Origin of the sequence: Aeromonas sp. SG16, assembly GCF_024436135.1 — a bacterium.
GTDB classification, from domain to species: domain Bacteria; phylum Pseudomonadota; class Gammaproteobacteria; order Enterobacterales; family Aeromonadaceae; genus Aeromonas; species Aeromonas jandaei.
In genome coordinates, this window is the sequence record NZ_JANFNW010000001.1 from 1,451,423 (window position 1) to 1,475,850 (window position 24,428).

21 protein-coding genes are annotated in these 24,428 nt (G+C 58.3%); 9 read left to right on the forward strand and 12 right to left on the reverse strand.

What is annotated here, in order from left to right:
• Positions 1 to 34: 34 nt before the first annotated feature.
• On the reverse strand, positions 35 to 769 hold the full coding sequence (locus NOM67_RS06620) for an ABC transporter substrate-binding protein (RefSeq protein ID WP_255934854.1): 735 nt from the start codon (positions 767 to 769) through the stop codon (positions 35 to 37).
• Between the two features lie 112 nt (positions 770 to 881).
• On the opposite strand from NOM67_RS06620, the gene NOM67_RS06625 reads away from it, so the two are divergent.
• Together NOM67_RS06625 and tapW are read left to right on the forward strand one after the other, a co-directional pair.
• A complete protein-coding gene (locus NOM67_RS06625; RefSeq protein WP_005302630.1) occupies positions 882 to 1,238 on the forward strand; it encodes a DMT family protein in 357 nt (118 codons plus the stop codon).
• Between the two features lie 59 nt (positions 1,239 to 1,297).
• A complete protein-coding gene (tapW, locus tag NOM67_RS06630) occupies positions 1,298 to 2,437 on the forward strand; it encodes a type IVa pilus ATPase TapW (RefSeq protein WP_041208567.1) in 1,140 nt (379 codons plus the stop codon).
• A 66-nt stretch (positions 2,438 to 2,503) separates the two neighbouring features.
• Here tapW and NOM67_RS06635 read toward each other — a convergent pair whose 3' ends face one another.
• Entirely contained in the window at positions 2,504 to 2,953 is a 450-nt protein-coding gene (locus tag NOM67_RS06635; protein ID WP_255934913.1) for an isoprenylcysteine carboxylmethyltransferase family protein, read from the reverse strand.
• Positions 2,954 to 3,128: 175 nt separating this feature from the next.
• Here NOM67_RS06635 and alr point away from each other — a divergent pair, with 175 nt between their 5' ends.
• Positions 3,129 to 4,355, forward strand: coding sequence for an alanine racemase (gene alr / locus NOM67_RS06640; protein ID WP_104014423.1), 1,227 nt, complete (start codon positions 3,129 to 3,131; stop codon positions 4,353 to 4,355).
• Positions 4,356 to 4,410: 55 nt separating this feature from the next.
• On the opposite strand, the gene NOM67_RS06645 is transcribed toward alr, so the two are convergent.
• From NOM67_RS06645 to NOM67_RS06675, 7 genes are all read right to left on the reverse strand, one after another.
• Entirely contained in the window at positions 4,411 to 5,355 is a 945-nt protein-coding gene (locus NOM67_RS06645; RefSeq protein ID WP_041208571.1) for a TerC family protein, read from the reverse strand.
• Between the two features lie 301 nt (positions 5,356 to 5,656).
• Entirely contained in the window at positions 5,657 to 6,652 is a 996-nt protein-coding gene (oppF, locus tag NOM67_RS06650) for a murein tripeptide/oligopeptide ABC transporter ATP binding protein OppF (RefSeq protein ID WP_033114332.1), read from the reverse strand.
• Positions 6,653 to 7,633 (reverse strand): ABC transporter ATP-binding protein, encoded by a 981-nt coding sequence (locus NOM67_RS06655; RefSeq protein ID WP_041208572.1) that lies wholly within the window; start codon positions 7,631 to 7,633, stop codon positions 6,653 to 6,655.
• 99 nt (positions 7,634 to 7,732) lie between these two features.
• Complete coding sequence (gene oppC, locus NOM67_RS06660) at positions 7,733 to 8,644, reverse strand: oligopeptide ABC transporter permease OppC (RefSeq protein WP_041208573.1); 912 nt, start codon at positions 8,642 to 8,644, stop codon at positions 7,733 to 7,735.
• Positions 8,645 to 8,658: 14 nt separating this feature from the next.
• Positions 8,659 to 9,579, reverse strand: a complete 921-nt coding sequence (gene oppB, locus NOM67_RS06665) for an oligopeptide ABC transporter permease OppB (RefSeq protein WP_041208574.1) — start codon at positions 9,577 to 9,579, stop codon at positions 8,659 to 8,661.
• A gap of 96 nt (positions 9,580 to 9,675) precedes the next feature.
• Positions 9,676 to 11,295, reverse strand: coding sequence for an ABC transporter substrate-binding protein (locus tag NOM67_RS06670; RefSeq protein ID WP_255934919.1), 1,620 nt, complete (start codon positions 11,293 to 11,295; stop codon positions 9,676 to 9,678).
• A gap of 279 nt (positions 11,296 to 11,574) precedes the next feature.
• The gene (locus NOM67_RS06675; RefSeq protein WP_033114327.1) at positions 11,575 to 12,210 is read right to left on the reverse strand and encodes a YchE family NAAT transporter; all 636 of its coding nucleotides are present in this window, start codon (positions 12,208 to 12,210) and stop codon (positions 11,575 to 11,577) included.
• 754 nt (positions 12,211 to 12,964) lie between these two features.
• Between NOM67_RS06675 and adhE the strand changes: the two genes are divergently transcribed.
• Positions 12,965 to 15,628, forward strand: a complete 2,664-nt coding sequence (gene adhE, locus NOM67_RS06680) for a bifunctional acetaldehyde-CoA/alcohol dehydrogenase (protein ID WP_208735965.1) — start codon at positions 12,965 to 12,967, stop codon at positions 15,626 to 15,628.
• A gap of 448 nt (positions 15,629 to 16,076) precedes the next feature.
• Here adhE and NOM67_RS06685 read toward each other — a convergent pair whose 3' ends face one another.
• The 3 genes from NOM67_RS06685 to NOM67_RS06695 form a co-directional block, all read right to left on the reverse strand.
• Positions 16,077 to 16,817, reverse strand: a complete 741-nt coding sequence (locus NOM67_RS06685; protein ID WP_071911110.1) for a YebC/PmpR family DNA-binding transcriptional regulator — start codon at positions 16,815 to 16,817, stop codon at positions 16,077 to 16,079.
• A gap of 101 nt (positions 16,818 to 16,918) precedes the next feature.
• A complete protein-coding gene (gene aspS / locus NOM67_RS06690; protein WP_255934923.1) occupies positions 16,919 to 18,685 on the reverse strand; it encodes an aspartate--tRNA ligase in 1,767 nt (588 codons plus the stop codon).
• A gap of 32 nt (positions 18,686 to 18,717) precedes the next feature.
• A complete protein-coding gene (locus NOM67_RS06695; RefSeq protein ID WP_005337686.1) occupies positions 18,718 to 18,969 on the reverse strand; it encodes an FmdB family zinc ribbon protein in 252 nt (83 codons plus the stop codon).
• Between the two features lie 162 nt (positions 18,970 to 19,131).
• Between NOM67_RS06695 and NOM67_RS06700 the strand changes: the two genes are divergently transcribed.
• The 5 genes from NOM67_RS06700 (at position 19,132) to NOM67_RS06720 (ending at position 24,428) form a co-directional block, all read left to right on the forward strand.
• A complete protein-coding gene (locus tag NOM67_RS06700; protein ID WP_255934925.1) occupies positions 19,132 to 19,980 on the forward strand; it encodes a DUF72 domain-containing protein in 849 nt (282 codons plus the stop codon).
• Positions 19,981 to 20,324: 344 nt separating this feature from the next.
• Positions 20,325 to 21,071, forward strand: a complete 747-nt coding sequence (gene cmoA / locus NOM67_RS06705) for a carboxy-S-adenosyl-L-methionine synthase CmoA (protein WP_255934926.1) — start codon at positions 20,325 to 20,327, stop codon at positions 21,069 to 21,071.
• Positions 21,068 to 22,045, forward strand: coding sequence for a tRNA 5-methoxyuridine(34)/uridine 5-oxyacetic acid(34) synthase CmoB (gene cmoB / locus NOM67_RS06710; RefSeq protein ID WP_209298877.1), 978 nt, complete (start codon positions 21,068 to 21,070; stop codon positions 22,043 to 22,045). The genes cmoA and cmoB overlap by 4 nt, the downstream gene beginning before the upstream one ends.
• A gap of 52 nt (positions 22,046 to 22,097) precedes the next feature.
• Positions 22,098 to 22,886: an ATP-dependent zinc protease gene (locus NOM67_RS06715; protein ID WP_033114320.1), complete on the forward strand. Its 789-nt coding sequence runs from the start codon at positions 22,098 to 22,100 to the stop codon at positions 22,884 to 22,886.
• 3 nt (positions 22,887 to 22,889) lie between these two features.
• Complete coding sequence (locus NOM67_RS06720; protein WP_033114319.1) at positions 22,890 to 24,428, forward strand: inactive transglutaminase family protein; 1,539 nt, start codon at positions 22,890 to 22,892, stop codon at positions 24,426 to 24,428.

Sequence of the window (24,428 nt, forward strand, 5' to 3'; positions counted from 1 at the left end):
AGGGGGAATGATAACAGCGCCGTGCCACCCGAGGTCAAGGCTGATAGGGTCTGGCGATTTGCTGGATCTCGCCGTTTACCACCAGCGTTTGCAGCGCCTGCGCCAGCGGTGACTTGAGATCCTGATAGGGTGAGCGTTTGCTCATCCCAAGATACAGGGTGATGGGACGGGCTGGCCGGTAAGGGGCTTTGGCCAGGGCAAGGGCCGGTTCGCGGCTCAGGGCGTAATCGACCTGACAGTCGGTGCCAATCATCAGCGGCAGGTGGCCGCGCTGCACCATGCGCAGCAGCTGATCCTCGGTAGCGACCCCGTGCTTGTCGAGCCGGATGTCGCTGTCGAACGGTTCAAAGTAGGCGGAGTTGAGCACGAATCCCACCTTGATTCCCAGCAGGTGACTGTATTGATCGAGCCGGGCTACCTGCTCCCGCTTGCCATAGAAGGCGGGCCAGCACTGGTAGTAGGCCGGTTGCAGGTAATCGATAAATTGTGCCCGCTCCGGGGTATGAGCCAGCCCAATCATCAGATCGACCTGTCCGGTCTGCATCTGCTTGAGCGCCCGCCCCCAGGGCATCCGTTTCACCTGCAGCCGGATGCCGCTCTCCTGCTCCAGCCGGTGCAGGATCTCGATATCGATCCCCTGCAGCTGACCATCTGACTGCAAAATGCGAAAGGGGGGCCAGACATCGGTCGCGACCTTCAGCGTCGGCATCGCATTGACCCACCCCGCGGCAAACAACAGTAACAGCACAATCCTGTATAACTTGCCCATTCCGCACCAACCTCGCACGGCTCATCCTGATTGCTTAAAAATACCCTGCCCCACCGCGTATGAAAACTATCGGTTCAGGGATAAAATGCGCCGAATTTGCGAGGAGAACCCAATGAACCCGATTTTCACCAGTATCGGTCTGCTGCTGTGCAGCAACGTCTTCATGACCTTCGCCTGGTACGCCCACCTCAAGAGCATGAATCACAAACCCTGGATCATCGCCGCCCTGGTGAGCTGGGGCATCGCCCTGTTCGAATACCTGCTGCAGGTGCCCGCCAACCGCATCGGCCATACCGTGCTCTCCGTGGGGCAGCTCAAGATCCTGCAGGAGGTGATCACCCTCACCGTGTTCGTCCCCTTCTCCATCTTCTATCTGAAAGAAGATCTGAAATGGGACTACCTGTGGGCCGGACTCTGTATTCTGGGCGCCGTCTTTTTTGTCTTCCGCGAGAAACTGACCGGCGCCTGAGGCTGTACACTCAATGACATTCGAAGTAATGGCATCTGCTTGATAGACGAGGCAAAACCATGGAATTGCGAGACATGTTACAGACCCTGGCCAAACAGGATGGCTCCGACCTCTATCTGTCGACCGGAGCCCCCCCCTGCGCCAAATTCAACGGGGTGCTGCGCCCCCTGAATGAGACACCGCTCAACCCGGGCGATGTGGCGGCCATTGCAGAGGCCATCATGGACAAGGAGCAGAAGGAGCAGTTCGAGCGGGAGCTGGAGATGAACCTCGCCATCTCGCTGCCGCAGATCGGCCGTTTCCGGATCAACATCTTCAAGCAGCGCAACGAAGTGTCGCTGGTGGCGCGCAACATCAAGACCGAGATCCCCCGCTTCGAGGATCTGAAACTCCCCCCCGTGCTGCTCGATACCATCATGGAGAAGCGCGGCCTGGTGCTGTTTGTTGGCGGTACCGGCTCGGGTAAATCGACCTCGCTGGCGGCGCTTATCGACCATCGCAACCGCAATAGCGGCGGCCACATCATCACCATCGAAGATCCGGTGGAGTTTGTTCATCGCCACCGCAAGAGCATCATCAACCAGCGGGAAGTGGGGGTGGATACCCGCAGCTTCCACGCCGCCCTGAAAAACACCCTGCGTCAGGCGCCTGACGTGATCCTCATCGGGGAAATTCGCGACCGCGAGACCATGGAGCATGCGCTGGCCTTCTCCGAAACCGGCCACCTCGCCATCTCCACCCTGCACGCCAACAACGCCAACCAGGCGCTGGACCGCATCATCAACTTCTTCCCGGAAGAGCGCCGCCCCCAGCTGCTCAACGACCTTGGCAACAACCTCAAGGCGTTTGTCTCCCAGCGGCTGGTGAAGACTACCGATGGCGGACGCCGGGCGGCAGTGGAGATCATGCTGGGCACCCACACCATCCGCGACATGATCAAGCGCGGCGAGTTTGGCGGTCTCAAGGAGGTGATGGAGAAATCCAAGGCCCTCGGCATGGTCACCTTCGACAGCGCCCTGTTCGATCTGGTGGTGGAGGGTGTGATCGACGAGGAGGAGGCGGTGAAGAACGCCGACTCGGCCAACAACCTGCGCCTCAAGATCAAGCTATGGAAGGAGAAGGGCCAGATCGCCAGCAGCAGCGATGCCACCGGCTGGAGCCTCGAACCAACCAAGGACGAGAAGGGCGACCATTTCTAACCCCGTTTATCTGCCGGCAACGCTTCCGCTGCGCCGGCAATCCCTCCCCTCAATCTGCTCACCGCCTTAACACCAGCGCCGCACCTGCTGGCAATAGCGAGCATACTCTTCGCCGAACCGGGCACTGAGCAGCCGCTCCTCCGGCATGATCTGGAAACGGGTCAACCAAAGCGCCAGCAGTGCCGGGCCAGCCCAGACCCAGACTCCCCCGAGATAGCAGCCCCAGGCGGCCAGCCAGCAGAACAGCCCCAGATACATGGGATTGCGGCTGATGCGATAGACGCCACCGGTAACCAGATGACGGGTTTCATGAGGCCGGGTGGGACTGACGGTGGTCTTGTGATGCCTGAAGCGAAACAGGGCGCCAAAGCCCATGATGGCTCCCGCAGCAAACAGAAGGGCGATGAGGGCCCACATCCCCATGCCGGGGGGTGTCTCTCCCCTGACCCACCACATGGCGGTGGCACAGCAGACAAACACCAGTGGCGGTGGCAGGCGCAACTCCAGATTGACCATTTTTTTCCCCTGAAAAGTGTCGGAACAACCACGCCTGCGGTAGACTCAATCGCTTGTCCAAGTCTGCCGAGAGTGACAAAGATCATAATAATAACAACAAGTTGACGTTGAGCTACAGCCAATGTGGCCAACTCGACCCACACTATCCTCACGCGAACAACAAAAAGGAACCACCATGCACAAGAAAACACTGCTGGCCACCCTGATCCTCGGCCTGCTGGCCGGGCAAGCGGTTGCAGCCCCCTACCTGCCGCTAGCCAGCGATCACCGCAACGGCGAAGTCCAGACCGCCAGCAATGCCTGGCTGGAAGTCGATCTCGGCGCCTTCGAGCACAATATCCAGACCCTCAAGGATCGCCTCGGTGACAAGGGACCGAAGATCTGCGCCATCATGAAGGCAGATGCCTATGGCCACGGTATCGATCTGCTGGTTCCCTCGGTGGTGAAAGCGGGTATCCCCTGCATCGGCATCGCCAGCAATGAAGAAGCTCGTGTCGCCCGCGAGAAGGGCTTCACCGGCCGTCTGATGCGGGTACGTGCCGCCACCCCGGACGAAGTGGAGCAAGCCCTGCCCTACAAGATGGAGGAGCTGATCGGCAGTCTGGTGAGTGCTCAGGGCATCGCCGATATCGCCCAGCGCCACCACACCACCATTCCGGTGCATATCGCCCTCAACTCCGCCGGCATGAGCCGCAACGGCATCGATCTGCGACTGGCCGACTCCAAGCAGGATGCGCTGGCCATGCTCAAGCTCAAGGGGATCACCCCGGTCGGCATCATGACCCACTTCCCGGTGGAGGAGAAAGAGGACGTCAAGATGGGGCTGGCCCAGTTCAAACTGGACTCCCAGTGGCTGCTGGAAGCGGGCAAGCTGGATCGCAGCAAGATCACCATCCACGCCGCCAACTCCTTCGCAACACTTGAAGTGCCGGATGCCTACTTTGACATGGTGCGCCCGGGCGGCCTGCTCTACGGTGACTCCATCCCCTCCTACACCGAGTACAAGCGGGTAATGGCGTTCAAGACCCAGGTTGCCTCCGTCAACCACTACCCGGCTGGCAACACCGTCGGTTATGACCGCACCTTTACCCTCAAGCGCGACTCCTGGCTCGCCAACCTGCCGCTCGGTTACTCCGACGGTTATCGCCGCTCCCTGAGCAACAAGGCCTATGTGCTGATCCAGGGCCAGAAGGTGCCGGTGGTCGGCAAGACCTCCATGAACACCATCATGGTGGATGTGACCGACCTGAAAGGGGTGAAACCCGGTGACGAGGTGGTGCTGTTTGGCCGTCAGGGAAATGCCGAGGTGAAACAGGCGGATCTGGAGGAGTACAACGGCGCCCTGCTGGCGGACATGTACACCATCTGGGGCTACACCAACCCCAAGAAGATCAAGCGCTAAGCAGATCTCCGCCATGAAAAGGGCTCCATAGGGAGCCCTTTTGCTTGTTTGCCAATTATGCCGTTTTCTTGCGGGTCACCCAGAGGCTCAGCCCCATGGAAGCCAGCAGGATCAGCGCGACCACGCCCAATGCGATGCCGGTCGGGATCTTGAAGATATCCAGCAGCAGCATCTTGACCCCGATAAACATCAGGATCAGCGCCAAGCCGTATTTGAGCAGGGCAAAACGCTCGGCCACGCCCGCCAGCAGGAAGTACATGGCACGCAGACCCATGATGGCGAAGATGTTGGAGGTCAGCACGATAAAGGGATCCGTGGTCACCGCGAAGATGGCCGGGATGCTGTCTACCGCAAAGATAAGGTCGCTCACCTCTACCAGCACCAGGATCAGCAGCAACGGGGTGGCATAGCGCACACCGTCACGCCAGACGAAGAAGTTCTCCCCCTCCAGCGTCTCCGTCACCTTGAAGCGACGGCGCATCCAGCCCAGCAGCGGGTTGTTGGCCAGATCGGGCTCCTTGTCAGCCGCCCACAGCATCTTGGCACCGGTTAGCAGCAGGAAGGCGCCGAACAGGTAGAGGATCCAGTGGAACTGCTCGATAAGCCAGCTACCCGCAAACACCATACCGGCCCGCATCACGATGGCACCCAGTACCCCGTACAGCAGCACCCGGCGCTGAAGCTCGGCCGGAATGGCAAAGTAGCCGAACAGCATCAGCCAGACGAAGACGTTGTCCACCGCCAGCGCCTTCTCGATGAGGTAGCCGGTGAGGAACTCCAGCCCCTTCTGGTTGGCAATTTCACGGCCTGCGCTGTGATCCAGCCAGAGCCAGATGGCCAGGTTGAACAAGAGCGCCACGCTGACCCAGATAAGGGACCAGATGCCCGCCTCTTTGAGCGACACCTTATGGGATTTGCCACCACCGACAAAGCGTATGTCTATCCATAACAGGACCAGCACTATGCTGAAGAAACCGGTCCACATCCACCATTCACCCATATTCACTTCTCCCAAAAACGACAAAACCCACGACCGAGAGGCGTGGGTTTGCGTTTGGAGCAGATACACCTTGCCTCTCGGCAAGGTCTCACTTACAGCCCATTTTCATCGACTGCCCGGCTGCCGGGTGCACTGCAGGAAATGGGTGCACCGTAATGACGACAAACCGGCGAGAAGTTACTCCCCTTGTTGCGCGGATATTAACAGCGGTAAAAGATAACGCCAAGAGGCATCTTCACTCTGACAGCAAAAAAACGGGGCGCTCTATGAGCGCCCCGTTTTTCCGTTGCGACCGGCGCAATCAGAGCGGATCCACCTTGAGGCAGGAGACGGCGTGATCGAAATTGCCCTCCAACACAGGGCGGGTCTTGGCACACTCGGGGCCCGCCACCGGACAGCGGGTGCGGAACACGCAGCCTGACGGCGGATTCATCGGCGATGGCAAATCCCCTTCCAGGATCTGGATCACCTTGTTGCGCTCCAGCTCCGGATCCGGGATCGGCACCGCAGACATCAGCGCCTTGGTGTAGGGGTGCAGCGGATTGGCGAAGATCTCCTTGCGGGTCCCCAGCTCAACGGCGTTGCCCAGATACATCACCAGCACCCGATCGGAGATGTGTTTGACCACCGACAGGTCGTGGGCGATGAAGATAAGCGACAGCCCCATCTCCTTTTGCAGGGATTTGAGCAGATTGACCACCTGCGCCTGGATAGAGACGTCGAGCGCCGACACCGGCTCATCGCAGATGATCATCTTGGGCTCGAGGATCAGCGCCCGGGCGATACCGATCCGCTGGCACTGGCCGCCGGAGAACTCATGCGGGTAGCGGTTGACCAGGTTGGGCAAGAGCCCCACCTTGCTCATCATGGCCCTCACCTTCTCCTTCACCTCTTCCCGTGGCAGGTTGGGATAGAAGGTGATGAGCGGCTCGGCAATGATGTCGCCGATGGTCATGCGCGGGTTGAGGGAGGCCAGCGGATCCTGGAAAATCATCTGGATCTCTTTGCGCTTCTCGCGCAGGGCATTCTGGTCGAGCTTGGTAAGATCATCACCCAGCCACACCACCTTGCCCGCCGTCGCCGGCACCAGACCGATGATGGCGCGGGCAAAGGTGGACTTGCCGCAACCGGACTCACCCACCACCCCGAGGGTTTCTCCTTCGTAGAGGCGCAGGGTAACACCATCGACCGCTTTCAAATCGGATGGCTTGGCCCATGGCCAGGCCTTGCCACTCTTGATACTGAAGTGCACCTTGAGGTCAGACACTTCCAACAGCAATTTCTTCTCGGCACCCATTTAGTTGGCCCCCTTGTTCATGGCATCCGATACCCAGTGGCAGGCGCGCTCCCGGCCGTCATTGAACGGCGTCAGGATTGGCGACTGCTGGCCGCAAATCTCGCTCACCCGGTGGCAACGCTCCTGGAAGGGGCAGCCGGTGGGCAGACGCAGCAGGTTGGGCGGATTGCCCGGGATGGTGGGCAGCACTTCCCCTTCGGTATCGAGACGGGGAATGGCGCGCAGCAAACCTTCGGTATAGGGGTGGCTCGGGCGATAGAAGATATCGTCCACCTTGCCGTACTCCATGGTACGACCGGCGTACATCACCAGCACCTTGTTGCAGATACCGGCGACCACGCCAAGGTCATGGGTGATCATGATGATGGCGGTGTTGAACTCGCGCTTGAGCTCGTTCATCAGGGTCATGATCTGGGCCTGTACGGTCACATCGAGCGCAGTGGTCGGCTCATCGGCTATCAGCAGTTGCGGCCGGCAGAGCAGTGCCATGGCGATCATCACCCGCTGGCGCATGCCGCCGGAGAACTCGTGGGGGTACATTCCCATCCGCTTGCGCGCTTCGGGGATCTTCACCGCATCCAGCATCCGCACTGACTCCTCGAACGCCGCCGCCTTGTTCATCCCCTTGTGCAGCATCAGCACTTCCATCAGCTGATCCTGCACCTTCATGTAGGGGTTAAGCGAGGTCATGGGGTCCTGGAAGATCATGGCGATCTTCTCGGAGCGGATCTTGTTGAGCTTGGATTCGGGGAGGTTGAGGATCTCTTCGCCCTGAAATTTGGCGGAACCGGTGATCACGCCGTTCTTGGCCAGCAAGCCCATGATGGCAAACGCGGTCTGGGATTTGCCGGAGCCGGACTCGCCGACGATCCCCAGGGTTTCACCGGCAGAGAGAGAAAAGTTGAGGTCGTTGACCGCCACCACATTGCCATCCGGGGTCTTGAACTCGACCCGCAGATCTTTTACATCCAGTAATTTCATAAAAACTCCTTATCGATCTTTCGTGACGTTTTCCTGTCGATCCGATTCGCTGTCAGCGATGGGTGGCCGCGCTCTTGCGGCAGCCACTTGCCACCTTGATTAGCGATCCTTCGGATCGAGGGCGTCACGCAGACCATCCCCGAGGAAGTTGAAACAGAACAGGGTCACCACCATGAAACCGGCGGGGAACAGGAGTTGCCAGATGGCCACTTCCATCGACTTGGAGCCTTCATCCAGCAGAGCTCCCCAGCTGGTCATGGGCTCTTGCACGCCCAGGCCAAGGAAGCTCAGGAAGGATTCGAACATGATCATCCCGGGCACCAGCAGGGTGGCGTAGACCGCCACGATCCCCAGCACGTTGGGTACGATGTGACGGGTGATGATCTTCCACTTGGAGACGCCGCAGACGTGGGCCGCCTCGATGAACTCCTTGCTCTTGAGGCTCAGGGTCTGGCCACGGACAATCCGCGCCATGTCGAGCCAGCTCACCGCCCCGATGGCGATAAAGATGAGTGCCAGATTTCGGCCAAAGAAGGTGACCAGCATGATGACGAAGAACATGAAGGGGAAGGCGTTGAGGATCTCCAGTACCCGCATCATCAGGCTGTCGACCCGACCGCCGATAAAACCGGAGGCGGCGCCATAGAGGGTGCCGATAATAACGGCCACCATGGCCCCCATGATGCCGACCATCAGGGAGATGCGGCCACCCAAGAGGGTGCGCACAAAGAGATCGCGGCCCAGACTGTCGGTACCGAAGTAGTGACCCGCTTCGATGTCCGGCGCACTCTGCATGGCACCCCAGTCGGGATCGTCAAAGGTGTACTGGGAGAGGTGCGGCCCGACAATAACCGCCAGACCGATGATGGTCAGGATGATCAGGCTGGTGAGCGCCGCCTTGTTGCGCAGGAAACGGCGACGGGCATCCTTCCACAGGGAGCGCCCCTCCACCACTTCCACTTTTTGCGCGAACGCCTCGACGGCTTCGCGTTTTTCTGTTGAAACAACCATGATGCACTCCCGAATTAGTAACGGATCTTGGGATCGATAAAGGCGTAGAGAATATCGACCACTGCGTTAAAGGTGATGGTGAGGGCGCCGACCAGAATGGTCAGGCCGAGCACCATGGAGTAATCACGGTTAAGGGCACCGTTGACGAACAGCTGACCGATCCCCGGCAGACCGAAGATGGTTTCGATCACCACGGAGCCGGTGATGATGCCGACAAAAGCCGGGCCAAGATAGGAGACCACCGGCAGCATGGCCGGACGCAGCGCGTGCTTCAGGATGATATGGCGCAGCGGCAGCCCCTTGGCTCGGGCGGTGCGGATGAAGTTGGAGTTCATGGTCTCGATCATGCTGCCGCGCATGATCCGCGAGATGGCGGAGATGTAGTACATCATCATGCCAAACACCGGCAGCACCATAAACTGCACGCCACCACCCTGCCAGCCACCGGCCGGCAACCAGCCAAGATGGATACTGAAGATAAGCACCAGCAAGGGCGCCAGCACAAAGCCCGGGATCACCACCCCGGCCATGGCCGACGACATCAACAAATAGTCGATGATCGAGTTCTGTTTCAGCGCCGCTATGGTGCCGAAAGTGACCCCCAGCGTTACGGCAAAGATAAAGGCGAAGGTACCGATCTTGGCGGAAACCGGCAGCGCCTGGCTAACCAGATCGTTGACGGTAAAGTCCTTGTACTTGAAGGAGGGACCGAGATCGCCCTGCACAAGGTTGCCCAGATAGGTGAGATATTGCATCCCGATCGGCTTGTCGAGGCCATATTTGGCTTCGATGTTGGCCATTACTTCGGGGGGGAGCGAGCGCTCGCTGCTAAAGGGGTTACCCGGGGCGAAACGCATCATGAAGAAGGAGACGGTGATCAAGACCAGCAGAGTCGGGATCGCTTCCAGTAGACGTTTAAAAATGAATTTCAACATAGACAATTCCTGTCCTGTACTGCTTCCAAAGGGTCGCGGTTGTAATAAAGGCCCGCCGTCCGGCGGGCCTGCTTGTTATGCGACTTGTAACGAAAATCAGTGAGCGATGATGTACATGTCTTTGCTGTAGAGGTTATCCAGCGGGTTGGCCGGGTAGCCGCCTACATAGGGTTTCACCATACGGGCAGTCACGTACTGGTAGATGGGGGCAATCGGCATGTCCTTGGCCAGGATCTCTTCGGCCTGAACATAGAGCTTGTTGCGGGCAGCCACATCAACCTGATCGCGAGAGGAGTCCATCAGCTTGTCAAACTCCGGATTGGAGTACTTGCCGTCGTTGTTGCCGTGGGTGGTCTGCATCAGATCCAGCATGGAAGAGGCCTCGTTGTAGTCGGCAATCCAGCCGGCACGACCCACATCAAACTGACCCTGCTTCTTGGTCTCCAGATAAGTTTTCCACTCCTGGTTGACAAGGCTCACCTGCACGCCCAGCTTCTTCCACATAGAGGCAACGGCGACCGCTACTTTCTTGTGGTTGTCGTCGGTGTTGTAGAGCAGCTCGAACTTCAGCGGCTTGCTGGCATCGAAACCGGCCTCTTTCAGCAGCTCTTTGGCCTTGGCATCGCGCTCGGCCTGGGTCATCTTCGACCATTCCGGAGCCACCGGCTTGAAGCCATCCACAAAGTCCGGCACCAGGGTGTAACCCGGAGTCTGGCCCTGACCCATCACCTTGTCGGCAATCACGTTACGATCGATGGCATAGGAGAGCGCAGTACGCACACGTACGTCATCAAACGGCTTCTTCTTGACGTTGTACTGGTAGTAGTAAGTACCAACGTAGCCAGTCACCTTCAGCTCATCCGGCTTCTCTTTCTTCATCTGCTTGAAGCGCTCGATGGGCATCTGGTAAGTCATGTCCACTTCGCCGGCCAGATAGCGGTTCAGATCGGAGTTGGTGGACTGGATCGGCAGGTAAGTCACCTTCTCGATCACAGTCTTGGCGTTGTTCCAGTAGTTGGGGTTGCGCACTACATCAACCCGCTCGTTCACGACCCAATCTTTCAGCTGATAGGCACCGTTGGATACCATGTTGCCGGGCTGGGTCCACTTGTCACCAAACTTCTCGATCACCTTCTTGGGTACCGGGTAGGTGGTGGTGTGGGAGAGCATGCTGACAAAGTAAGGAATGGCTTTCTCGAGCTGCACCTCGAAGGTGTAGTCGTCCACCGCTTTCACGCCCAGAGTGTCGGCAGGTTTCTTGCCGGCAATGATCTCGGAGGCGTTGATGATGGTCGGGATCTCCAGATACCAGGAGTAAGGAGAGGCGGTTTTCGGATCGACTGCGCGTTTGAAGGCAAATTCGAAGTCGTGGGCAGTGACCGGATCACCGTTGGACCACTTGGCATCTTTACGCAGATGGAAGATGTAGTGTTTGTTGTCCTTGGTTTCCCAGGATTCGGCTACCGCAGGCAGGATCTCGCCTTTGGGACCGGAGGCAACGAGACCTTCAAACAGGTCGCGCAGGATATTGGATTCGACCGTTCCTTCGGTCTTGTGCGGGTCAAGGGTCGCGGGCTCGGAGCCGTTGCCTTTTACCAGCTGCTGAACATCAGCCAGCTTGGTTCCCGCCGGGACATCGGCAGCTTGTGCCATATTGATGCCACCAAACAGTGCAGCCATCAGCAATGTGTTAATAATTGTTTTTTTATGAGTCATTTCCATACTCCAACAAGAACATTCCATGCGTTCATTTAAGTGGCGGGCATTGACCCCGCTCCCAGCATAATTCCCTGCCAATTCCGATATTGCAATAGATATTGTCAGGACAATCATTACTTTCCGGTCAAAAAACCAGCTGCCAGCCTGTTTTTCAGAATGAAAATGCCAACGGCATGTTCATTTTTTAAACAAGCGTCCGATTCTAAAAAACGGTGACCAAAAAGCAACCAATAAAAAGCCGGTCACGAGGACCGGCTTTCATAAAACAGACCTGGCTCACATCAGGCTGGGGAAGACACCCTTGATACCCGCCACCATGATCTCGATACCGAGCGACATCATGATAAGACCCATGATACGGGTCACCACGTTGATACCGGTATTGCCCATGATTTTGAACAGCAGCGGGGCGGCGCGGAAGATTAGCCAGGAGCAGAAGGAGAAGACCACGACAACAACCGACATGCCGAGCAGCTGCTGCCAGTGGCTCTGGCTGGCATAGACGATGACCGAGGAGATGGCGCCCGGGCCTGCCATCAATGGCAGTGCCAGCGGAACCACGGCGATCGATTCACGCACTGCCAGTTCGCCCTTCTCCTGTTTGTTGTGCTTCACCTCGCCCAGCTTGCCCTGCAGCATCGACCAGGCGATCAGGGTAATCAGCGAGCCACCAGCGATACGGAACGATGCCAGCGAGATGCCGAAACCGTCGAGGATCAGCTGTCCCATATACATGGAGACCAGCAGGATGATCATCACCGCGATATTGGCGGTGGTGTTGGTTTTCATCCGTTCAGCCTGGGTGTAGTGGCTGGTCAGGCTGACAAAAACTGGCAGCAGACCCAAGGGGTTGATGATTGCGAACAAACCGACAAAAAACTTCAGATATAAAGAGACGTCAATTGCTGCCATAGGCGCCTTCCAAACGTGTGCAGGGCCCATCGGGCCAGTCCATTAATTTCGCGCGTAAATTTACATCATCCCCAGAGCGGGCACCAATCAAATAATCTCACCATTTACAGGGTTTTTTAGTTAGTTTCGCTAATGCATGGTCGCAACGTGGCATAAACCGGTGCCAACTTGCGCAAAAGGGCTCGATTGCCACCCAACACTTGTCTATGCGCCCATATCCTGGCTTATCGTCTTGGCTGCGATGGCAAAGATGGCATAGAACGGCCAGCAGCCATGCCCCAAAGATCGCTGTCACAGCCATCAATTGGATTAGTCATGGATTAAAACAACATGCAATTTCGTAACAAATGGGGTTTCAGGAGAGGTTGAATGGCGACTTCGTAACCACAACATTCATGTTTTATAACCTGAAGCGCCTGTTTCACCTCCGGCAAGCTGGCTAAAGTTTATTTAACCATTTGATACAAAGCGATTATTACCGTCTATTTACAATCCTCTTTGCTTCCTTCAGGATGCACATTCCGATAACATCCATCAAACATGGATCATGAAATAAAATTTCTTTTGTTCTTTTGTTACACATGATCCAGATCAAGTTTTTCTGAGTCAGCCCCGCTCTATAATCGACTCAGAAAGCGATTTAGTAAGGCATGTGAAAAAGCTGTTGCAACGATACCGCCTTGACAGGGCGACTATAATTGCCGGGCATTGCCAACGTCTTACTAAACAGTTTTCAAATAATCAGGAGATAAACATGGCAGTAACCAATTTGGCTGAACTGGATGCACTGGTCGCCCGCGTTAAGGAAGCACAGCGTGAATTCGCCAGCTTCTCTCAAGAGCAGGTAGACAAGATCTTCCGTGCCGCCGCCCTGGCCGCCAACAACGCCCGTATCCCCCTGGCCCAGATGGCCGTGGAAGAATCCGGTATGGGTATCATCGAAGACAAGGTTATCAAGAACCACTTCGCCTCCGAATACATCTACAACAAGTACAAAGACGAGAAGACCTGCGGCATTCTGAGCGAAGATGATCAGATGGGTACCATCACCATCGCCGAGCCGGTAGGTATCATTTGTGGTATCGTTCCGACCACCAACCCGACCTCCACTGCGATCTTCAAATCAATGATCGCGCTCAAGACCCGCAACGCCATCATCTTCTCCCCGCACCCCCGTGCCAAGAACTCCACCAATACCGCTGCCAAGCTGGTACTGGATGCAGCTGTTGCCGCTGGTGCGCCGAAAGACATCATCGGCTGGATCGACCAACCGTCTGTTGAGCTCTCCAACGCCCTGATGAAACACGACGACATCAACCTGATCCTGGCCACCGGTGGCCCGGGCATGGTGAAAGCAGCCTACTCTTCCGGTAAGCCTGCTATCGGTGTAGGTGCCGGTAACGTGCCTATCGTTATCGACGAAACCGCCGACGTGAAGCGTGCCGTTGCCTCCATCCTGATGTCCAAGACTTTCGATAACGGCGTGGTCTGTGCTTCCGAGCAGGCAGTCATCGTTGTTGATGCCATCTACGACCAGGTTAAAGAGCGCTTTGCATCCCACAAGGGTCACGTACTCTCCAAAGAAGATGCTGACAAGGTTCGTAAAGTCATCCTGATCAACGGTGCCCTGAACGCCAACATCGTTGGCCAGCCGGCTACCAAGATTGCCGAGATGGCAGGTGTGACTGTACCGGCTGATACCAAGATCCTGATCGGTGAAGGCGTCAAGCTGTGTGCAGAAGACGAGTTTGCTCACGAGAAATTGTCCCCGCTGCTCGGTATGTTCCGTGCAAGCAGCTTCGAAAACGCCGTTGATATGGCCTGTGACATGGTCAACATCGGTGGTATCGGCCACACCTCAGGTCTGTACACCGACCAGGACCGCAACGCTGACCGCATCAAGTACTTCGGCGACAAGATGAAGACCGCGCGTATTCTGATCAACACTCCGTCTACCCAAGGCGGTATCGGTGACCTGTACAACTTCGCAATGGCACCGTCCCTGACCCTGGGTTGCGGCTCCTGGAGTGGTAACTCCATCTCCGAAAACGTGGGTCCGAAGCACCTGATCAACAAGAAGACAGTCGCAAAACGGGCAGAAAACATGCTGTGGCACAAACTTCCAAAATCCATCTACTTCCGTCGTGGTTCCCTGCCGATCGCTCTGAGCGACCTGGAAGGTAAAAAGCGTGCCATGGTCGTGACCGACCGCTTCCTGTTCAACAACGGCTACGCCGATGAGCTGGTCAGCCTGCTGAAAGCACAGAATATGGAAGTGGAAGTGTTCTACGAAGTAGAAGCTGACCCGACCCTGGCTGTGGTTCGCAAGGGTGCCGAGATGGCCAACTCCTTCAAACCGGACGTTATCCTGGCACTGGGCGGTGGTTCACCGATGGATGCTGCCAAGATCATGTGGGTGATGTACGAGCACCCGAACACTGCGTTCGAAGATCTGGCCATGCGCTTCATGGACATCCGCAAGCGTATCTACAAGTTCCCGAAAATGGGCGTGAAGGCCGAACTGGTCTGTATCACCACCACTTCCGGTACCGGCTCTGAAGTGACTCCGTTTGCAGTAGTAACCGATGAAGTCTCTGGCCAGAAGTATCCGCTGGCTGACTACGAGCTGACCCCGAACATGGCCATCGTTGATGCCAACCTGGTCATGGGTATGCCGAAGTCCCTGTGTGCCTTCGGTGGTATCGATGCCGTGACTCACGCCATGGAAGCCTATGTTTCCGTACTGGCCAACGAGTACTCCGACGGTCAGGCGCTGCAAGCCCTGAAAATGCTGAAAGAGTACCTGCCGTCCAGCTACCAGAACGGTGCCAACGACCCGATCGCTCGTGAGAAGGTGCACAATGCTGCCACCATCGCCGGTATCGCGTTCGCCAACGCCTTCCTGGGTGTGTGCCACTCCATGGCTCACAAACTGGGTGCCGAGTTCCACATTCCGCACGGTCTGGCCAACGCCCTGCTGATCAGCAACGTCATCCGCTACAACGCGAACGACAACCCGACCAAGCAGACTGCGTTCTCCCAGTACGACCGTCCGCAGGCTCGTCGTCGTTACGCCGAAGTCGCTGACCACCTGGGTCTGACTGCTGCCGGCGACCGCACCGCTGCCAAGATCGAGAAGCTGCTGACCTGGCTGGACGAGCTGAAGGCTACTCTGGGTATCCCGGCCTCCATCCGCGAAGCTGGCGTTGCCGAGGCTGACTTCCTGGCCAAGGTTGACCAGCTGTCCATCGAAGCCTTCGATGACCAGTGCACCGGCGCCAACCCGCGCTACCCGCTGATCAGCGAGCTGAAGCAGGTTCTGCTGGACTCCTACTACGGCCGTCCCTTCACCGAAGCCGCTCCGGTAGCTGCTGCACCGGTTGAAGCCAAAGCCGAAGGCAAGAAGAAGTCCAAGTAATCTCGCCTGAGTAGAAATAGAAAGCCCGCGCAATGCGCGGGCTTTTTTTATATGTGCCACCCTGCACTCCCCCACTCCCTCCCTCCCCGACCTGACAACCCGTTACCCCTCTCATCCATCAGGTCATCCATACCACAGGCCTCACTGGTTCGGGATTGGGCTGCCGGTACAAAATGCGCGACAATCCCTGCAGCTCTTCTCCATCAGGCAAACAACACTGGCCCTGACGAGGGTATCTGCAAGCCACTGATATAAGGGCTGAATGGAAATCGGGATAGGAAAGGGGAAGTTCGGAAAGCCTGCCGGAGTGTGATAGCCGGGCGTGGAGATGAATACTGGCTACCGGCTGTTTCACTGATGAAATAAACAAGGCAATGTCTGTTTCACCTTTGCGACAATAAAAAATGGCAGCCATCTGGCTGCCATTTGCAAGAAGTGCGGGGTGCGATTACAGGGTCGCTGCCACTTCGTCGGAGATGGAACCGTTGTGGTAAACCTCCTGCACGTCGTCCAGATCTTCCAGCATGTCGATGAGGCGCATCAGCTTGGGCGCGGTCTCGGCATCCAGCTCCGCTTCGGTGGAGGGGATCATGGTCACTTCAGCGCTCTGGGCCTTGAAGCCAGCGGCTTCCAGACCATCCAGCACGGTACCGAAGTCGTTCGGGGTGGTGTACACCTCGATGGTGCCATCCTCTTCGGTCACCACGTCATCGGCCCCCGCTTCCAGAGCCGCTTCCATCAGGGCATCTTCATCGGCGCCCACGAAGGTCAGTACGCCCTTCTTGGTGAACAGGTAAGCCACGGAGCCGTCGGTACCCAAGTTGCCACCGCACTTGCTGAAGGCGTGACGCACTTCGGCTACGGTACGGTTGCGGTTGTCAGTCAGACACTCAACCATGACGGCAGAGCCGGCCGGGCCGTAACCTTCGTATACGATGGTCTCGAGCTGCTCGCCATCGCCACCACCGGCGCCACGCTGAATGGCACGGTTGATGGTGTCACGGGTCATGTTGTTGGTCAGGGCGGCAGCCACCGCAGCACGCAGACGCGGGTTGTTGGCCGGATCGGCATCACCCAGACGCGCGGAGGTAGTGATTTCGCGGATCAGCTTGGTGAAGATCTTGCCACGCTTGGCATCCTGAGCGGCCTTGCGGTGTTTGATGTTGGCCCATTTACTGTGACCTGCCATAGAGACTCTCCGTTATATTTTTGAAATTTCAGTAACACACGTCATTGCTAACGCAAGGGGAACAGGGAGGCCGCTACGCGACCTCCGGTGCCCGGAAGGGCTTACTCATCACCCTTGACGGTGGTTGCAATCGCCAGCTCGCCCAGTTGGGCGGCGTTGGCAAGGCTGGGGGCGTCGGTCATCAGACAGGCGGCCGCAGTGGTTTTCGGGAAGGCAATGACGTCCCGAATGTTTTCAGTGCCGGTCAGCAGCATACTGAGACGGTCCAGACCGAAGGCCAGACCGGCGTGCGGCGGGGTACCGTACTTCAGCGCATCCAGCAGGAAGCCGAACTTCAGGCGCTGCTCGGCCGGGGTGATCCCCAGGATGTCGAACACGGTGGACTGCATCTCGCTGTTGTGGATACGGACAGAGCCGCCGCCCACTTCGTAACCGTTGATCACCATGTCGTAGGCGTTGGCGTAAGCACCCAGGGGGTTGGCTTTCAGCTGCTCCGGGCTCAGGCCGCTCGGCGCGGTGAAGGGGTGGTGCATGGCAGCCAGACCGCCTTCGCCATCTTCCTCGAACATCGGGAAGTCGATAACCCACAGCGGCTTCCAGCTGTTCTCCAGCAGACCCAGATCACGGCCCACTTTCAGACGCAGGGCGCCCATGGCATCGCAGACCACTTTCTTGGAGTCGGCACCGAAGAAGATGATGTCGCCGTCGGCCGCGCCGGTACGGGTCAGGATCTCGCGCACGATGGAGTCAGAGAGGAACTTGGCAACCGGAGACTGCACGCCTTCGATACCGTTGGCCGCTTCGTTGACCTTCATCCAGGCCAGGCCCTTGGCACCGTAGATGCCGACAAACTTGGTGTATTCGTCGATCTGCTTGCGAGAGAGCTCGGCACCGCCCGGCACTTTCAGGGCAGCCACGCGGCCTTTCGGATCGTTGGCGGGGCCGGCGAACACGGCGAACTCGACAGCGGTCAGCAGATCGGCCACATCGACCAGCTCCATCGGCAGACGCAGATCCGGCTTGTCAGAGCCGTAGCGACGCATGGCTTCGTCGAAGGTCATGATCGGGAAGTCGCCCAGATCCACGTTCAGGATGTGCAGCCACAGCTTGCGGATCATCTCTTCCATCACTTCACGCACCTGCGGTGCGGTCATGAAGGAGGTCTCCACGTCGATCTGGGTGAATTCCGGCTGGCGGTCGGCACGCAGGTCTTCGTCACGGAAGCACTTGACGATCTGGTAGTAACGGTCGAAGCCGGACATCATCAGCAGCTGCTTGAACAGCTGGGGCGATTGCGGCAGAGCGTAGAACTTGCCCTTGTGCACGCGGCTCGGTACCAGATAGTCACGGGCACCTTCCGGGGTGGCCTTGGTCAGCATCGGGGTCTCGATATCGAGGAAGCCGTGCTCGTCCATGAAGCGGCGCACGAAGGCGCTGGCCTTGGCGCGGGTCTTCAGGTACTTGGCCATCTCGGGACGACGCAGATCCAGGTAGCGATACTTGAGGCTGATCTCTTCGCTGTTGACCTGGTTGAAGTCCAGCGGCAGCGGCTCGGCACGGTTGATGATGTTGAGCTCATGAGCGAACACTTCGATGGCACCGGTGGCCATGTCGCTGTTGCGCTGGGACTCGGGACGGGTGCGCACTACACCTGTCACCTGGATGCAGAACTCGCCGCGCAGCTCGGAGGCCAGGGCGAACGCTTCCGGTTTGTCCGGATCGAAGAACACCTGCACGATCCCTTCGCGATCGCGCATGTCGATAAAGATCAGACCGCCGAGATCACGACGACGATGGACCCAACCGCACAATGTAATGGTCTGCCCGGCATGGGCCTCATTGACCTGTCCGCAATAGATAGAGCGCATGGACTTCTTCCTTCGAAATTGTAGAGAGACGGTTAACCTTGGGCCGCCGGGCACGACTGGCAAGCACCGTCTGTCTCACAGCTGGCCAGATTCTTTTTCTTACCCGGTTTGAAATCAGTCTCGTACCATCCGGTTCCCTTGAGCCGGAAGCCTGCCGCCGATATCAGCTTGACCAGATTCGGCTTGCTACAGGCCGGACAGTCGGTCAGGGGGGCATCGGAAAGCTTTTGCAGTTTTGCCAATTCATGGCCACAGACGTCGCAACGATATTCGTAGATAGGCATGGGTCACAAGAAATTGAAAAACAAAAGGGCTGGCATTATAGAGGAAAACCCCCTTTTGGGTAAAATGGCCAGCAGCCTCCTTTCACCAGTTTTTTGCTCTGGATGGCAAAAAGTGGCAAAAAAAGGGGCCCGAATTCACCAAGAGCAGAGAGAGACGTCGCCATGAGCCTCTATTTGGGCCTGCCGCAGTGGTCCCACCCCGCCTGGCCAGGCCAGCTGCTGGGTCTGGGCGCCAAGCCCGCCGAGCACCTCGCCCACTACGCGACCGTCTTCAACTCGGTGGAGGGCAACACCACTTTCTACGCCCTGCCGACCCCAGATACGGTGCAGCGCTGGGCCGATGCGGTGCCTGATCACTTTCGCTTCAACTTCAAGTTTCCACAAACCATCAGCCACCAGAGCGATCTGGTGAGCGCAGAGAAACAGGTTGCCGACTTTATCCGCCTGCTCGCCCCGCTGCACGACAAGCTGGGACAGCTCACCCTGCAACTGCCTGCCCGCTTCGGCCCGGAAGGGCTGCCCCGGCTTGCGGCCTTTATCGAACGGTTGCCGCCGGAGTTTCGCTACGCCCTCGAGGTGCGCCATCCCGACTTCTTCGCCAAGGGGGAGGCCGAACGGGCATTGAACCGGCTGCTGATGGAACAAGGGGTCAACCGGGTGATGCTCGACAGTCGCCCGCTCTTCTCGGTACCAGCCACTACAACGGCCCTGATTGATGCCCAGGGTAAAAAGCCGCGCCTGCCGGTGCATCTGCTGGCCACCGCCAACGCCCCCATGGTGCGCCTGATTGGCCTGCCGGATCCGGCGGCCAACCACCCCTTCCTGCCCAGCTGGATACCCCATTGGCGCCAATGGCTGGCCGAGGGGAAGGATCTTTACCTCTACATCCACACCGCCGACAACGCCCAAGCCCCCGAACTGGCCCGTCAGGTAAGCCGTATGCTGGGGCAAGAGATGGCCCCCTGGCCGGGGGAAAACGATCGCGCGCGGCAGGGAGTGCTGCCCTTTTAACCAGTGGCACAAGCAACCCTCGCAGAGCCCCGAAAACGCAGTAAAAAAAGGGCGATTTTTGTGGTTTGGCGGGGCCCGGCGTCAAGACAAATGGCCGTCAATCCTCTACACTAGCGCCCCATGCAAGGAGCCCTGTCACCGTTACTGTTAATCAGTGGTAACAAATGACTCGGCTCCGGATAAGGGTCCGGAGATGACCCCTACGAACAGGACCGGTCACCAGGAGCTCATGACCGGCCACCCCGTTCGTAAACAGGTGATGAGCCACCCCCAGACGGGTGCCACCCAACGATTCAATTGAACAAAGCAGTCGGCCGATATGCCGGCTGTCAGGTTGCGCCAGCATGCATACCAAAGATCAAATATTTGCCGCCCCCATCGCCCGTTTGGGTGATTTCTGCTTTGACGAACAGGTCGTCGATGTCTTTCCCGACATGATCCAGCGCTCGGTGCCGGGTTACAGCAACATCATCTCTGCCATCGGCATGATGGCCGCCCGCTACGCCCAACCCGAGAGTCGACTCTATGACCTCGGCTGTTCGCTGGGCGCCGCCACTCAGGCGATGCGCCGCCATATCAGCCAGCCCGGTTGCCGCATCACGGCGGTGGATCTCTCCCACCCCATGATCGAGCGCGCCCGTGCCCACCTCTCCGGTTTCAAATCCGAGGTGCCGGTGGAGCTGGTGGAGGCGGATATCTGCGACATCGAGATTGAGAACGCCTCCGTCGTGGTGCTCAACTTCACCCTGCAGTTTGTCGAGCCCGAGAAGCGGGCTGCCCTGATCCAGCGCATTCACGATGGGCTGCGCCCGGGCGGGATCCTGATCCTGAGCGAGAAGTTCCGTTTCGAGGATGAGCCGGTCAACGAACTGCTCATCGATCTGCACCTCGACTTCAAGCGCGCCAACGGTTATAGCGAGCTGGAGATCAGCCAGAAGCGCACCGCCCTCGAGAACGTGATGCGCACCGACAGCTTGCCGGTGCATCAGGCGCGCCTGCGCGACGCCGGTTTCGTCCATCAGGATCTCTGGTTCCAGTGTTTCAACTTCGGCTCCATGATTGCCATCAAATCCAGCGACACCCAGCCATGATCGACTTTGCCAACTTCTATCAACTGATCGCCAAGAACCGGCTGAGCCACTGGCTGCATACCCTGCCCGCCCAGCTGCACGCCTGGCAACACGACAACCAGCACGGCGATCTGCCGCGCTGGAACCGCGCCCTCAACAAGCTGCCGGCCGTCGCCCCCGACCACGTCGAGCTGAAAAGCCGGGTCGAAATCGGCTCGGCCGAGAGCCTGGGCGAAGGGGAGCGCAAGAAGGTGGAGAGCCTGCTGCGCCACTTCATGCCTTGGCGCAAGGGGCCGTTCACCGTGCACGGCATCCACATCGACACCGAGTGGCGCTCCGACTGGAAGTGGGATCGGGTCTTACCCCATATCAGCCCGCTTGAAGGCCGCTACGTGCTGGATGTGGGCTGCGGCAGCGGCTATCACCTCTGGCGCATGGTGGGTGAAGGGGCCAAGCTCGCGGTCGGCATCGATCCGAGCCCGCTGTTCCTCTGCCAGTTCGAGGCGATTCGCCACTTCGCCGGCAACGACCAGCGTGCCCACCTGCTGCCACTCGGAATTCAGGAGCTGCCTGAGCTGCGGGCGTTTGACACCGTCTTCTCCATGGGGGTGCTCTATCACCGCAAATCCCCCATCGAGCACATCGAGCAGCTGCGCAACCAGCTCAAGGACGATGGCGAGCTGGTGCTGGAGACGCTGGTGATTGACGGCGGTGTCAATGATGTGCTGATGCCCACCGACCGCTACGGCAAGATGCGCAACGTCTGGTTTATTCCATCCAGCGCCGCCCTCAAGCTGTGGGTCGAGCGCTGTGGCTTCTGCGATGTGCGGATTGTCGATGAAAATATGACCAGCACGGACGAACAGCGTCGTACCGACTGGATGATTAATGAATCCCTGAGTGATTATCTGGACCCAGACAATCCGGCACTCACGGTAGAAGGACATCCGGCACCGAAACGTGCCGTACTGATTGCCAAAAAGGCCAAAGACTAGCCGATGGCGGCTGTGGAAGTTACACTGACCCAATTCCAGGAAGCACAGTTAAATGAATGACATGAAAAGCAAATTAAAAGGAATGACCCTGCTCTCCCTGCTCAGTCTCGGCGGGTGTGTCAATATGGAAAAAGCGCCCCAGGTTCCTGCACTGACACTGGCCGAGTTGCGTAGCGAGCTGAGCCAGAGCGAGCAGCGCCTGCAAACATCCATGGAGCAGCAACAGAAGCAGTATGTGCAGCAACAGCACCTGTTGGTTCAGCTCAATACAGATGTCACCAATATGAAAGAGTCCGTCAAACAAGTAGATCACAAGATCGCCGCCCTCCCCTCCGAGCCGCCCAAGCCGATGGCTGTACCTGCCGAGAAGTGTCCGGTGCCCAATCAGGGTCACACTATCGATGGCAAGCTGATGGTGGGTGAAGCGGAGTGGATCTGGGTGGATGCCGCCAATGACGCCTTCCAGGCCCGGGTCGATACCGGTGCGACCACCTCCTCCATCAGCGCTCAGGAGATCACCATTTTCGAGCGCAACGGCAAAAACTGGGTTCGCTTCCTGCTGAGCCATCAGGACGCCGACGACAAGATCCAGATCGAAGCCCCGCTGGTACGCCACGTGCGGGTACGTCAGGCCTCTGCCGACGATCTCGACCGCCGTCCTGTGGTCCGTCTGACCGTGCGCATCGGCGACATGACCGAGAAGGCCGAATTTACCCTGAAAGATCGTAGCGACATGGCCTTCCCCGTGCTGCTGGGTCGTGAATTCCTGAAAGATATCGCCGTGGTCGATGTGGCCCGCGAATATATCCAACCCAAACCCAAGCTCAAGGATGTGAAATAATCCATGGTTTCCCGTAAGCCGTTCTATTTGCTGGTAGCCCTGCTGTACATTGTCGGCCTGGGGATGACGATCTATCACCACATCGCGTTGGACGTTCCGCTCACGCCCGGTGAAAAGCGCCAGATCTGGTCTATCGAAGCCAAGCTGGAGTTTGAAGCCACCGGTGAGCCGGTGATCGCCTCCCTGGCCATTCCGGGTACCCAGCCCGGCTTTACCCTGATGAACGAAAACGCCGCTAGCCCCGGCTACGGCCTCTCCTTCGTCGAGAAAGATGGCGATGCGCGCGCCGAGTGGTCGATCCGCACCGCCTCCGGCCGTCAGGAGCTCTACTACCGCGTCGACATGATGGCGGATGCCCACGCCAAGCCGGCTGCCAACCCGCAGCCGCCCGCCATCGAGAAGCAGATCGAGAGCGAGCCCTACGCCACCGCCATGAAGCAGATCCTGGAGCGCGCCCAGGAGCGCTCTGCCGACGGCTACACCCTGACTCGCGAGATCATCAAGGAGATCGAGAAGCAGGAGCAGAACGCCGAGCTGCTGAAAAAGCACAAGAGCCGCGCCAACCTGATCGCCGAGCTGCTCAACAATGCTGACGTACCGGCCCGCGTCGTCCACGCCCTGAGCCTGGAAGATGGTCGTCGTCGTCAGGAGCTGGTCGATTACCTGCAGGTGTTCAACAGCCCGACCGACTACAAGCTGTTCAACCCGCAGACCGGCGAACAGGGCCGTCCTGGCAACCTGCTGCTGTGGGAGTACAACTCCGGCTCACTGCTGGATGTGACTGGCGGCCACAACTCCAAGGTAAGCTTCTCGATGATCGAGCAGGAGCAACCGGTGAGCGTGGCGCTGGCCCAGAAGTTTGAAAAGTCAGAGATGATGAACTTCTCCATCCACAGCCTGCCGCTGGAAGAGCAGACCCTGTTCAAGGGCTTGCTGCTGATCCCCATCGGCGTACTGATGGTGGTGTTCCTGCGGGTCATCGTCGGGATCAAGACCTCCGGTACCTTTATGCCGGTGCTGATCGCGGTCGCCTTTATCCAGACCCAGCTGATCACCGGTCTGGTGGGCTTCCTGCTTATCGTCGGCACCGGTCTGGTGATCCGCTCCTACCTGTCGCGGCTCAACCTGCTGCTGGTCGCGCGGATATCGGCCATCATCATCATGGTTATCTCGTTGATCGGGGTCTTCTCGGCGTTCGCCTTCAAGCTGGGGCTGACCGACGGCATGAAGATCACCTTCTTCCCGATGATCATCCTCTCCTGGACCATCGAACGGATGTCCATCCTGTGGGAAGAAGAGGGCCCGAAAGAGGTATTCCGCCAGGGTGGCGGCTCCCTGCTGGTGGCAGTCATCGCCTATCTGGCCATGGATAACGAGCTCATTCGTCACCTCACCTTCAACTTCCTCGGCCTGCAGCTGGTGCTGATGGCGACCGTGCTGTTGATGGGTAACTACACCGGCTACAAGCTGAGCGAACTCAAGCGCTTCAAGCCGCTGGTGGACGAGATGAAATCTGGTGCCACCCCGGGTAAGGACAAGTAA